This window comes from Enterococcus sp. DIV1337a (assembly GCF_051712285.1).
In the GTDB taxonomy this organism is placed as follows: domain Bacteria; phylum Bacillota; class Bacilli; order Lactobacillales; family Enterococcaceae; genus Enterococcus; species Enterococcus faecalis.
This window is the reverse complement of sequence record NZ_JBIOOP010000001.1, coordinates 1,213,605-1,227,473: the sequence shown is the minus strand read 5'-3', so window position 1 is coordinate 1,227,473 and position 13,869 is coordinate 1,213,605. Positions and strand designations below refer to the sequence as shown.

The following is a 13,869-nucleotide window of genomic DNA, read 5'->3' as shown; positions in this document are numbered from 1 at the left end:
GGAAAAGCAATCGAACAAAAGATTTCCACTTTCGCTCGATTGTTTCTATTTTCTTTTATTGCCCTGCATTACGAGAAGCGTTCCCTTTGAACCAACCTGTTTTAGCGTTGATTGTAACTAAATACATGTGAACATTTTTCTCTGTAGTGCCTTCTAATAATTTTGATTGATTGTTGGTTGCATAAAGATTGTAGTAACCTTCGCCATTCACAATTTTGGCAGGTTCTAAAGAATAGCCGCCAGGAACCACATAGCCACGAGCAATCACTGTGTCTAAGACTTTTTCTTTCACACCTGGTGCCCATGTCCACGCTGGATTGCTACTATCAGCGACATCGGCAGGATCTGGCGCATAAAGCGGACTAGTGTAAACCCCGTCACTGTTCGGTGCCGTGTAGCCATTCGCTTCTGTTTTTGCTGTTTCTTCCTTCTTAGCGTTCTCTTTTTTCGCGGCAGCAGCTTGTTTCGCTTGTTCTTCTGCTTGTTTTGCTTGCTCTGCGGCAGCTTGGGCAGCTTGTTCTTCTGCAATTCTTTTCTGTTCTTCTTCAACCTTCGTTAACGCTTGGTCAGCTGTCGTAACTTGTTTGACCAGTTCTTTTTTCAGTTTGTCACTTGTTACTTTATCTACTTCTGCCTTAGCAGCTTGATACGTGTCTCGATTCAGCTGATTGGTAGTTTTTCCATCTTTATAAATGACTTCAACCGCTTTTTTAGCTTTTTGTAATTGGTTGTATTGTTGGTTCGCTTGATCGATTGCTTGGTTCATCAATTGGTCAAATGGATCATTTCCTGTTACTTTCTTTACGGAAATTGGTTGATCAGCAACTAAAATCGCCGGTTTCAACTCATTGCCATTGACAATCGGCGCCTCAAATAATTGGTTAATTTGTCGAATAGTTTGTTGCTTATCTTTCAATGTTTGAATTTGTTTATTCAATTGAGAATACTCTTCTGAATCTTTAATTTCCGCGACTTGTTTTGAGAGTTTTTCTGGACTAACAGTCACCATATCGGGTTTAATAAAAATCTGCTCCTTCGTAGTATAAAAGGCCGCTAGTTCATTTTTCAGTGTATCTGTTTTCTTCGTTAGTGCCGCCGCCTCTTGTGCGGCCGCTTTTTGCGTTTGATCATGATACGCCCAAGCACTACCTCCAGCTAACAAGACAACCGCAAGCGCAACGAAAGCTACTTTTTTTGAGGGTTTCTTCGGAGCAGGCGCTGGTTGAGCGATGCCAGTTTCATTCATTGGTGGTATCACACCTGAATCTGAAACTTTTTCCTCGGTTGCATCAGTTTCGCTCGGTGCCTCTAGCGACTCTGCACTTGTTAACCCTTCTTTAGAATCTGAAATGGATTCAGTTGGGGTTTCAGTTTCGGTTAACACTACCTCACTACTGTTTTCTACTTCTTGGCTCTCGGCTGTTTCTTCTGATTGATTTTCAGACATTTCTGTATCTGCTCGATGCGCTTGAATATAAGCTTGTAAAGTTTCGTTTGGTGTTACATCTTGATCTTCTATCGGTGGTTGTGAAAAAGTTCCTTCTTCAGAAGTAGCAGGGATAACTTCAGTTCCTGAAATTTCTGTTAAAGCTGCCTCTTCTGACTTCACCGTCTCAGATACCTCAGCCGTTTCCGCTTCAACAGTAGTTGTTTCTTCTGTTGTTTCTTCTGTTGTTTCTTCTGTTGTTTCTTCTAAAGTAACTGCTTCGTCCGTTGCTAGTTCTTCTTCTGTTGAATGAGTAGGCATCGCTTCTGTCGCTGGTGTCGTTTCCTCCACCAAATCATGAGTCTCCTCACTAGCCCCTTCTTGAAGCGCTGCTTCTGGACCAGAAACATCCTCTGAATCAGAGACTATTAAGCTATCTTCTGTTGGTTCTTCTTTTTTGTCAGCATTACTTTCTTCTTCAGGTGATTCGCCAAACAGTTCCATCACATGGCCTAAGCTCATATCTTTTAACTCAGACCACTCAATATTTTCATTTAATTGATCTTCGTGTTGTTCATTTTCCTGTGTTTCAAAATCTATATTTGTTGAAGTCGTTTCCGCTTCTTCTTTATCAACTGTTGTGTCAGTTAGTGAATAGCCACATGTTGGGCAGGTCGTTAATTCTGCATCGAATTCGTTCCCGCACTTCGGACATTTCTTTGTCATTCTTCCGCCTCACATTCTGCTAATATTCCATTACTTCTAATTTACCACAACTTGCGCCTTCTTCCAATAACTAGCAATGACATTTAGAGACTTTTTAAAAATCAAAAGCGGCTCTTCTCGCATGCACGAAAAGAGCCGCTAAACGGTATGTTTATTCTAAAAAGTCTTTTAATTGTTTTGAACGAGAAGGATGTCTTAGTTTTCTTAACGCTTTTGCTTCAATTTGACGAATACGTTCGCGAGTGACACCGAAAACTTTTCCGACTTCTTCTAGCGTACGTGTCCGACCATCATCTAAACCAAAACGTAAACGTAAAACATTTTCTTCACGGTCTGTTAAAGTATCCAGAACATCTTCTAGTTGTTCTTTTAACAATTCGTAAGCTGCATGTTCAGCAGGACTGGTAGCATCTTGGTCTTCAATGAAATCACCTAAATGTGAATCATCTTCTTCACCAATTGGTGTTTCTAAAGAGACTGGCTCTTGTGCGATTTTTAGGATTTCACGAACTTTTTCTGTTGGTAAATCCATTTCCGCACCAATTTCTTCTGGCGTTGGTTCTCTACCTAAATCTTGCAATAGTTGGCGTTGAATCCGAATCAATTTATTGATTGTTTCAACCATGTGAACAGGAATTCGAATCGTTCTAGCTTGGTCCGCAATTGCCCGCGTAATCGCTTGACGAATCCACCAAGTAGCATACGTAGAGAATTTGAACCCTTTACGGTAGTCAAATTTTTCAACAGCTTTCATTAAGCCCATATTACCTTCTTGAATTAAATCCAAGAATTGCATACCACGACCTACATATCGTTTAGCAATTGAAACAACCAAACGTAAGTTAGCTTCTGCTAAACGTTGTTTTGCTTCTTGATCGCCTTCTTCAATTTTAAGTGCCAATTCAACTTCTTCTGCGGCAGTTAATAATTGAACGCGCCCAATTTCTTTGAGGTACATACGCACGGGATCATTAATTTTAACACCTGTTGGCGCAGATAAGTCTTCTGCTTGGGCCTTTTCCGCTTCTTTTTCATCTTTTTTCAAGCTATGTTCACTTGGGTCTCCATTTTCATCGACCACGCTGATACCAGCATCTTCAACTTTTTGGATCAATTTTTCCATAGCTTCCGCATCCAAAGTATACGGTGTGGCTAATTGATTCGCTAAATCATCATAAACCACTGTTCCTTTAGGCTTGTTTTCTTTGATAAATGCTGCCACTGCAGCTTCATATTTTTTACTTGTTTCTTTTTCCATGAAAGAAGGCCCCCTTCATTTTTCGGTTCACGCTTGAAATAAAAGATAAATCACTGGGACTTATCAAAATAAAATGAACAAAACGTTTGGTTCTATTCATTTATTACTTAAGTAAATGTTCGTTGAGCTTTAAGCTGTCGTGCCAATTGGATAATCTCCATTGTTAATTCGGCTTCAAGCTGTTGGTTGCCCACTCGTTTTGCTTCTTGCTGTTGAATCTTTTTCTGCTCAATTGCCTCTGCAATACTTGATAAGGCAATTACATGTAATAAATCGGCAACTTCTCGCTCAGAGCTTTCTTCCGATAAATTCTGATACGCAATTTCAATTGCTAATTGTTTGGTTTGATTATCTTGCAAGAAATTAATAAAATCGGCAATGTCGAAACTTTGATGCAATGTCGCATAACTTTCTAGCAAGAAATATAATTCTTGGTATTCATCATGAGCGAACGAAAAATCTGGCAATTGTTGAATGGTTTGCCGTACTCCTTGTTCATTCATTAAACGAAATAATAAAGAACGTTCTGCTTTTTGAACTTGTGTTAACGGTAACTTGTTCTGGACGTGATTCTCTTCAAAAACAGGTTCTTCCATTGGTGGTGGCATCATTTCATCTTGATAAAATTGTTGCCTTTCTTGCCGTTGGACTGAACGTTGCTCTTGCTTCAATTGATTGAATTGTTCTTCTAAACTATGAACAGAAAGTTGAAATTCCTGAGCAATTTGGTTTAAATAACGATCACGTTCCAAGGGAGATTGAACATTGGTTAACTCCCGTAACAATTCGTTCACATAATCCAATTGTTCTTTTTCGTTATTCATGTTTCTAGTTAAACGATGATAATTCATTTTAAAACTAAAAACTGTTTCTCGGCCATGATTGGCTAAATTTTGAAAAGCTTCTGCGCCATATTTCCGCACATATTCATCAGGATCCAGCTTTTCAGGGATACTGACAATACTCAAGTCAAAATGACTGTTTTCTTGCAATAATTGAATCGCACGGTTTGTGGCTTGAACACCGGCATTATCGCCATCGTAACAAATAACTACTTCCTTAGCGACCCGTTCCAAACGCCGAATTTGTTCATTGGTCAAACTAGTCCCCATTGAAGCCACGCCACTTTTTACGCCTGATTGCCAAGCAGCGATAACATCCATGAATCCTTCAAAAAGCAAGACCGTATTTTCTTTACGAATTTCTTTTCTGGCTTTATCAAAGTTAAACAGCGTTTCTCGCTTATTAAAAAGTGTTGTTTCAGGACTATTCAAGTATTTAGGCATCTCATCTCCTGGAAAATCAGCTGTTTTTAACAAGCGACCAGAAAAGGCGATGACATTCCCTTGGGGATCATTAATTGGAAACATGATTCGTTGATAGAAACGATCCAAAAACGTACCGTTATCTCTTTGGACAAACAGCCCAGAAGGCTCAAAAAGCGTTTCATCCAGTTGTTCATTTTTAAAAACTTGACTTAAGAAATCACGTTTTTGCGGCGCAAATCCAATTTGAAAGGTCTCAATTAGTTCTTGTGTTAACCCCCGCTCTAATAAATAGTTTAATGCGGGTTCGCCAATTTTAGTATTCACTAAAATATGATGGTAAAGTTCTGCGGCTTTACTATGCAGTTGTAACAAACTCCGTCTTTGTTGGTTTTCTGGGGTATCCGCTACTTCACGCGGCTCTGACCAATCAAAGTCCACAGATAAATGTTCCAAATCTGCAACACGTTTCACGGATTCTGGAAAACTAATACCTTCAATTTCTTGCAAGAAATTAAAAACAGTTCCACCTTTCCCGCAGCCAAAACAGTGAAAAATTTGTTTGTCTTCTGCTACTGAAAATGAAGGGGAACGTTCTTCGTGAAACGGACATAAACCCATATAATTTTTACCAGATTTTTTTAACTGGACATACTGCCCAATAATATCTACTATATTCGTTCGGTGACGAACTTCCTCAATGACTTCCTGAGGAATGCGTTGTGCCATTGTCCTCACCTCCTAAGAATAGCATTGTGCTAACTCATGTGATTGACCGTTTAAAAAACGCACTGTCATTTCAGTGCGAATTCCAATGGACACATTTACACATGATTTATTGTATCACATAATCTCTGTTTTTCAAGTATCTTGTTTCAACTCAACAAAAAAAGAAAGTATCTAGGACAAAAGTCATCCTGACTCCTGCCCCAGACACTAACTCTTAAAATAATCAGTGAAACATCAAGCTTGCTCCGACTTCCTTCAAGATTTAAAGAAGAACTACATTTCTGGAGACGCATGCTTTTAGCTCAACTTCTGTTTTTTATAAATCTTTAATTGTTTTTCCAGCACGTTTCATTTGTACGAAGCCAATTGCTACACGCACTACAATATTGATGGCCATCATTATAAAGAAGAGCCCCATTGTTTGCGAAGTTAAGAAACCAATTTCTAAAATGTTGTGGAATAACATAGCTGCTACATAAATACCAATAATGGTACTGAAAACCAAGAAAATACGTAATGGATTGAAAGGCAGACACGCGCGAACAACAGCCATACAGCTAATTCCAACTAATAAATAATACATTAACGTCGTGGTGTCTAAAGAAGAAAATCCTTGATTTTGTCCAATCAGATAAACAGCAATGATATTCGCGACAACTAAAAGCGCATTAACAGACGCATTTTTCAAAGCCGTTGGTAAAAACTTCCCGACAACTTTTCGTTTGTCCCCTTCGAAAGATAAGAAGAAGGCAGGATATCCTTCAATTGCTAAATCAATCAAGGTCACTTGAATCGGAATGAACGGGAACGCAATAGCCGTTAAAGCACAAATGATTGAGAGAATAAACGAATAAATCGTTTTAATGAAGAAAACGCTGGAAACTCGGGTTACATTATTTACCACACGCCGTCCTTCAAACAAGACATCTGGTAACGTTGTAAAATCAGAATCTAACAAAACTAGATTAGAAATTTGCCGAGTAGCGCCGTCTCCTTCTGCCATGGCGATACTACAATCCGCTTCTCGCAACGCTAAAACATCGTTGACGCCATCTCCGGTCATCGCCACCACATGCTCTGTGTCTTTCAACTCACGTACAATGGTTCGTTTTTGCTGAGGCGATACACGTCCGAACACTGTGTATTGCTGAACTGCTTCACGTACTTCTGCTTCTGTCGTTTTGGTCGACAAATCAATATAAGACTCATAACCGGGTAGCCCAGCACGACGAGCAATATTTGAAACAGTCACCGGATTATCACCAGAAATTACTTTTAAGTCGATTCCTTCTTCTTTTAGGTAAGCCAGTGTTTCTTTGGCATTTTGGCGAATTGGATCATCAATTTCTAGAATTGCTAATGGCTCTAAATAAGGCATTTGGGTTTCGTTTAACGGTTGTTGCTCCGCAATAGCTAACATCAAGACACGATACCCATTCTCTTGTGCTGTAAAAACAGCTTCAGGCAACCGACTATCGTCTACCAAACGCTCAGGAGCCCCTAAATAAACTGTCCCAATTTCTGGAAATTCAATAGCCCCCCATTTTCGTTCAGAAGAAAAAGCCAAGACTTCTTTTGCGCCAAATCGATTGGATACTTCATAATGATCACGAATTGCTTGCATTGTAATATTATTATCCGTACTTTCAGATAGGTAGCTTCCGATAATCTGCGGGAAAAGTTCTTCATATTTATCATGCAAGATAATCGCCTTTTGCACTTTCATTTTACCTTCCGTAATCGTTCCAGTTTTATCTAAACACAAAGTGTCCACATGGGCCAATGTTTCAATTGAGTACATATCTTGTACTAAAATACGTTTTTTGGCTAACTTAATGACACCTGTTGTCAGCGCAATACTAATCAATAGTACTAATCCTTTTGGTAACATGCCTAACAAAGCAGCTGCAGAAGCAACAACGGATGTTTTGATGCCAGCATCTCTTAACCAAAAAGCTTCAACAAATAAAATAATCCCTAGAGGAATAATCACCCAACTTGTAAATTTAGAGACTTTACGAATCGAATTGACTAACTCTGATTGGATTGGTTTATGCACTTTGGCTTCTTGGGTGATTTTCACTGCATAGTTTTCAGCACCAACGTGGATGACACGGGCATAGGCTTGTCCGCTAACAATGAAACTTCCAGAAAGCAAGGTATCGCCGATTTCCTTTTCAATTAAATCTGATTCACCTGTTAACAACGCTTCGTTCGCTTCGACTTTACCGTCAATAACTTCCATATCAGAAGGAACTTGTTCCCCTGCAGAGATAATAACAATATCTTCCATAACTAGTTCTTTTGTATCAATTTCTTGTTGTACACCATTTCGAACAACATGAACATTTTCTTTTGCCACAATAGATAATTTTTGAACTAAATTACGGGCATGAATTTCTTGGAAAATCCCGATTGACATGTTCACAATAATAATCGCTAAGAAAGCCAGATTGGAATACGCTCCGACAAATAGTAAACAAACAGCGATTGCAAAGTTTAAAAAGTTGAATAACGTCATGACGTTATCAAAAATAATATCTTTTGTAGATTTTGCTACATTTTCCTCATAATTATTTTGAAGGCCTAACTCTTTCTGCTTGGCAACTTCTTCTGTACTTAACCCTTTTTTCAGGTCGACTTTATTCAACATCCAGCTCTTTCCCTACCTTTTCAATTAATCAGTTACATCCCTTCTAGTTTACTTGCATTTTCATGAAACTGCAAGAAAAGCCTAAAAAATTCCTGTAAGTTGAAAGAATTCTTTAGACTTTTCTCGTTTTAATTTAACTTTTCAATAAACCAACGATTCATTTTGACAATTTCCGCGTAGAACATATTGCCACCATTTTGATAAAGGTAGCCACCATTGTAAACTAACGCTTGCCAACGATAATAACGATATTTCGTATTTTGGTCATTCCCTAGCAACGGTGAAAGGACTTCTCTTGAATATTCTTCTGCTAACTCTGTCGTGTGTTTCCCGCCGCGTTCTTTCACAAACTGAATGTAATCCAGTCCATAATTATATGCTTGTACGCCTGTCCATTCATCACAGCCAGCTTCTTTTGCTTTCGCTAACGCTTCCGCGAGAAATTTGACGCCATGTGCGATACTTTCCTCTGGTGTTTCAATCACTTCTTGTTGTCCATAAACACTTTCACTGCTCTGCATAATATCGCCAGATTTCCCTTTAGATTCTGTATAGATAATCGCTAAAGCTAATGTTTTGTATTCAGGTATTTTATTTTTTTTGACTTCTGCTTCTACTTGCTTTTCAAAGGTCATTACCGTTTCAACATTTTGATGTATTTTATAGCCAAGATAGCCAAGACCAGCAACTAAACCAACAAACAAAAGTAGCATGATTTTATAAATTATTTTTCTTACTCTACGCATCGAATCATCCAAACTTTTTCTTTTAAGATACGTTCTATGTTACTTGAAATAACCGAAAAAAGCGAAGTTTTTGTTACTTCTTTAGTTTTATTTAATAAAAGTAACTTTTTTGTGAACAAACCGTTCCTTCGCAAGATTGAACGTTTTCACATAGAATAGAATAACAATTAATTTTATCGAATTTCATCAAAAAAAGAGCCGCCCTGCGGCTAGCCCTTTTTTATTTTTATTTTACGGTAACATTTCCGATTACATCATTCATTGAAGTCGTTTGACCTGCTTTTTGTAAATCGTATTGAGCAACGATATCTTGATTTGTGAAAACAACAATTAAATCTGATTTTTTGCCAGCTTGTTCTAATGCGGCTAAATCAATGGTTGCAATTTTATCGCCTTGTTTTACAACTTGGCCTTCTTCAACATGTAAGGTAAATGGTCCACCTTGTAACTCAACAGTATCTAGACCCATGTGTAATAATACTTCAATGCCTGAATCTGTTTGGATACCTAACGCATGTTTTGTTGGGAAAATGCTAGTAATTTTACCAGCAACAGGTGTTGAAACTTCACCGTCTGTTGGTACGACAGCAAAACCGTCACCCATCATTTTTGCTGAGAAAACATCATCTGGTACTTCAGAAATAGGAATAACTTTCCCATTCGCTACAGAATATAATTCAGTTTCTTTCGTTGAAACGGGTGTTTTTTCTTCAACAACTGGTTGAGAAACAGGCGTTTCTTTGACTGGTGTTGCTGGCGCTTGGTGGTTATATAATCGTTGCATTTCGTCAGCAACAAATTGTACTTCCGTGCCAACGATCACTTGGATATTGGTGTCATCAATGACTTTCACACCAGGAACCCCAGTTGCTTTAATTTTTGCTTGATCCACTTTGCCTGTATCTTTCACTGTTAAGCGTAAACGAGTTGTACAGTTGTCAATAGATGTCACATTGGCATCAGCGCCTAAACCATCATAAATACGACGAGCTAGAGAAGCAAATTTGTTATCGCCTTCTGCAACATCTGGCGTTTCTTCGCCATCACCTTCTTCACGTCCTGGTGTCATTAAGTTAAACTTAGTGATTGCAAAACGGAAACCGAAGTAGTAAATTGCTGCAAAGACAAGTCCTTGAACCACCAACATCATTGGGTGATTAGCGACTGGGTTTTTCAAACTTAAGAAGAAGTCTACAAAACCTGCACTAAAGGCAAAGCCAGCTGTCCAATGCATAAACGCAGCGAATGCTAAAGAAATACCTGTAAAGACCGCATGTAAAACATATAAAGGCCAAGCAACGAACATAAATGAGAATTCTAAAGGTTCAGTAACGCCTGTAAAGAAAGCCGCAAAACCAGCAGCTAACATTAATGAAGCTGTAACTTTTTTCTTCTCAGGACGCGCACATTGATAAATAGCAAACGCGCCTGCTGGTAAACCGAACATCATTACTGGGAAGAAACCAGCTTGATACATCCCCGTTTGTCCGACAATTGCTTTACCAGTATCTAACGCTTGTTGACCAGCTAAAAAGTTCCCAATATCATTGATACCAGCAACATCAAACCAGAAAACAGAATTCAAGGCATGGTGTAACCCTGTTGGAATTAATAGTCGGTTAAAGAAACCATACAAGCCAGCTCCTACGAAACCTAAGCTAGAGATTCCTTTACCAAAAGCAACTAATCCGTTATAAACAACTGGCCAGAAGAAGAATAAGACAGCTGAGATTGCTAACATCGAAATAGCTGACATAATAGGAACTAAACGTTTTCCACTAAAGAATGATAAAGCCATTGGCAATTTCACACCAGAGAAACGATTATACATTGCCGCGGCAACTAAACCAGCGACAATTCCGACAAAGACATTGTTGTCCATGCTGTTGAAGGCTGGGTTTACTTCAGCAATATCCTTGAAGCCTTTAATGGCTTGGATAGAAGCAGGCGCTAAAACAGTTTTTGGCACTAAATAAGCGACTAAACCAGCTAATGCTGCCGATCCATCTTTATCTTTTGACATTCCTAACGCTAAACCAACCGCAAATAATAATGCTAAGTTGTTTAAGATAGCCAAACCACCATTCATTAGAAAAGTTGTGGCTGGACTAGCGCCGATTGTTCCCACAATCCAGTTGGCAATACCGACTAATAAAGAAGCCGCCGGTAATACAGCAACTGGTAACATTAACGAACGTCCCATTCTTTGCATATACGCTTTCATTATACGTAACTCCTCACATAAACTATTTAATTTTTATTATTTGGTCATTCTTAATCGTTCAATGTGAATCGATAAATAACCAAGTTCTTCATTTGGTACTTGATAATGAAAATTTCTCATTAATAAGACTTGTACTTTTTTTGAGATTTCATAGCTTTCAGCATACTTTTTCTTTACGACTTCCAAAATTTCTTCATCTAAAACAGCATATTGATTTTGTTGGAAGCGATGAATAAACAAACGTAAATGATTCACCAAACGTGAATAACTGAGACTATTTTTATCATCATGAATATCAATAGCCAATTCCTGCTCGATTAAATGAATAATTTCAGAAACGATTGTAACTTCACGGATACTTTTACTATTATCAGTACGCCCGCTGCGAGCACTATGGATATGAATTGCAATATATCCCGCTTCATCATAACTAAATGGAATTTCTAAGGTTTGTGTTAAATATTCTACAGCCCATTGAGCAATAGCAAATTCTTCACTATATAAAATCTCAATTTCACTTAAAAGCTTGTTCCGAACAATAATATTATTTTGAATATTTTCAGCTGCAAAAGCAATGTGATCACTCAACCCAATATTAATATGTTCATTCAACTTTTCACCCAATACCGTTTCAGCATGTTGAATAATTTCTTCACTCGCTAAAAAGTATTTGTCTTCAATTTGTGATAGCAATACTTGAAGTTTTTTCAGTCCTTCTGGCTCCATCACAAACATCCGCTCTACCAATTGTCGAGATAAGACATCATTTTTAGTCTTATTAAACCCGACGCCTTTACCGACAGCTACTTTCTCCTGTCCTTCGTCAAGAACAAGTACAGCATTTTGATTTAGCACCTTTTTAATTTTCATAAATGACCCTCTTCTGCAGAAGTAATTCTAACATTTTCAGTGAAAACAACAAAAAAAGCATAGAACAATCCCGTTAAACATGTTGCGTAACCATTGTACACCACATTGTATTACGAAATTCTTCCATGCCTAGTATTATCTAGTCACATGAAAACGCTATTCATTTGTTAACAGTGCTTATTCTAACGAGTATCATTATTTTTGTCAACCTTTTTCAATTATTTTTTTATTAATTGTTGACTATTAATAAAAAAGAAGCTCTTATCGGGAAAAAAGTACCTTCAGCTAAAGGTACTTTTGTTCACTAAGTTATTCTTTATAGGCATACTTATATGTGCTCGTTGCACCAAAGTTATGATACTGAATACCTTTGACACCTGGTCGTACAAGCTGACTACGGGCCTCTTGGTATAAAGGAATTAAAGCGGCATCTTCTTCCACCAATACTTTTTCAGCTTTAATTAATGTTTGCCAACGAGTTTCAGGATCATTTGCGTATTTAGTTGTTGACTCTTCAATTAGTTGATCAAACGTTGGGCTAGAATAGTTCATACGGTTGCCACTAACTGAGCTTTCTAAGAAGGTCATTGGATCCTGATAATCGGGGCCCCACATGCCAACAGACAATTCATAATCCCCTTTTCTCATTAATTCAATCGCATTATTTAAAGGAACTGTTTTGACATTAATAGTGAGACCTGGCAACGTTTCTTGTAACTGGCCTTGGATAAATTCAGCAACTTTTCGGTCACTATCACCATCTCTTGAAAGAAGTTCAATGGCTACCTCTCCGTTTAGCTCTGCTTTTGCTTTAGCTAAATACTCTTTGGCTTTTTTGGCATCTGTTTTGACAAGGGCACCTGCTTCTTGACGAAAATCTTCATTTGTTTCTGGGTTATAGACAAATTTTTCTGGAATGTACCCATAAATTTCTTTTGAACCATCCGCTAAAATATTATCGACTAAACTTTTTTTATCCAAAGCATAAGCTAAAGCTTTGCGGACATTCTCATTTGCAAAAATAGATGGTTTTTCGTTTCTTTTTTGGTTTAAACGTAAGGAATACACTTTTGATCGTTCGATTGCTTCATAGTCTGGGTTGTCTCGATTTTGTTTAGCAAAATCTCCTGTTAAGACAGCCACATCTAATTCACCTGATTCGTACAAATTATAAACGGTATTGGTTTCTTTAAGAACTTCAAAATGAATCGTTTCTGATTTTACTTTTTCTTTATCGTAATAGTCGGGATTACGCACAAAATCCCACGACATCGCTGACTGATCCCAATTTTTCATTAAAAACGGACCATTAGATACAATCATTTCACTAGAAGTGCCATAGGCTTGTCCTTTTTCTTTCACGAATGCTTCGTTTTGTGGGAAAAATGGAGAAAATGCCAATAAGGACGTAAAATACGGTACAGGCTTTTCTAAAGTAACCTCCAAAGTATACTCATCAAGCGCTTTGACACCCAATTCCTCTGGTGCTTTTTCCTCTTTTGTAATAGCTGTTCCGTTCAGAATCGTTCCTTCTAACAAGAAAAAGTAATTGGCTTGGTTTTTGGGATTCGCTAATTTACGCCAAGCAAAAACGAAATCATTGGCTGTTACAGCATCACCATTGGACCACTTGCCATCTTCTCTTAGTTTAATGGTATATCGTTTGCCATCTTCAGAAATTTCAGGCATCTCTTTAGCCGCAGCTGGTATTAGTTGATCCTTCTCATCCAATTGATATAACCCTTCAAAGACATTGGATTGTGCGTTAATACTGGCTTCATCTTGTGTAAAAATAGAATCCATTGAACCGATTTCCGAGTTTTCCATTAAATTTAAAACTTTTTTCGAGACACTGGTTTTCTCAGTTGTTTTCTCGTCTATTTTCGTCTCTGCCGTTGTGCCACAACCTACCAAGACCGTACTAACAAATAACATAATCCCCATCATTTTTAACTTTTTCATACTATTCCCC

The 13,869-nt window shown here is 38.0% G+C and carries 8 protein-coding genes; all 8 read right to left on the bottom strand.

Translation table 11 applies throughout. The features are described 5' to 3' along the window. Positions 1–55: 55 nt before the first annotated feature. On the bottom strand, positions 56–2,152 hold the full coding sequence (locus IGL49_RS05940; protein WP_104854712.1) for a cell division site-positioning protein MapZ family protein: 2,097 nt from the start codon (positions 2,150–2,152) through the stop codon (positions 56–58). Between the two features lie 151 nt (positions 2,153–2,303). After that, positions 2,304–3,410 (bottom strand): RNA polymerase sigma factor RpoD, encoded by a 1,107-nt coding sequence (gene rpoD, locus IGL49_RS05935; RefSeq protein ID WP_002360364.1) that lies wholly within the window; start codon positions 3,408–3,410, stop codon positions 2,304–2,306. Between the two features lie 107 nt (positions 3,411–3,517). Continuing rightward, the gene (gene dnaG, locus IGL49_RS05930) at positions 3,518–5,404 is read right to left on the bottom strand and encodes a DNA primase (protein ID WP_002363929.1); all 1,887 of its coding nucleotides are present in this window, start codon (positions 5,402–5,404) and stop codon (positions 3,518–3,520) included. Positions 5,405–5,720: 316 nt separating this feature from the next. Beyond that, positions 5,721–8,057, bottom strand: coding sequence for a cation-translocating P-type ATPase (locus IGL49_RS05925; protein ID WP_104854713.1), 2,337 nt, complete (start codon positions 8,055–8,057; stop codon positions 5,721–5,723). Between the two features lie 128 nt (positions 8,058–8,185). Then, positions 8,186–8,803, bottom strand: a complete 618-nt coding sequence (locus IGL49_RS05920; RefSeq protein ID WP_002357646.1) for a lysozyme family protein — start codon at positions 8,801–8,803, stop codon at positions 8,186–8,188. Positions 8,804–9,029: 226 nt separating this feature from the next. Next, positions 9,030–11,027: an N-acetylglucosamine-specific PTS transporter subunit IIBC gene (gene nagE / locus IGL49_RS05915; protein WP_104854715.1), complete on the bottom strand. Its 1,998-nt coding sequence runs from the start codon at positions 11,025–11,027 to the stop codon at positions 9,030–9,032. A gap of 36 nt (positions 11,028–11,063) precedes the next feature. Further along, positions 11,064–11,897, bottom strand: coding sequence for a PRD domain-containing protein (locus IGL49_RS05910; RefSeq protein ID WP_002357655.1), 834 nt, complete (start codon positions 11,895–11,897; stop codon positions 11,064–11,066). A 309-nt stretch (positions 11,898–12,206) separates the two neighbouring features. After that, entirely contained in the window at positions 12,207–13,859 is a 1,653-nt protein-coding gene (locus IGL49_RS05905; protein WP_104854716.1) for a peptide ABC transporter substrate-binding protein, read from the bottom strand. Positions 13,860–13,869: the final 10 nt, after the last annotated feature.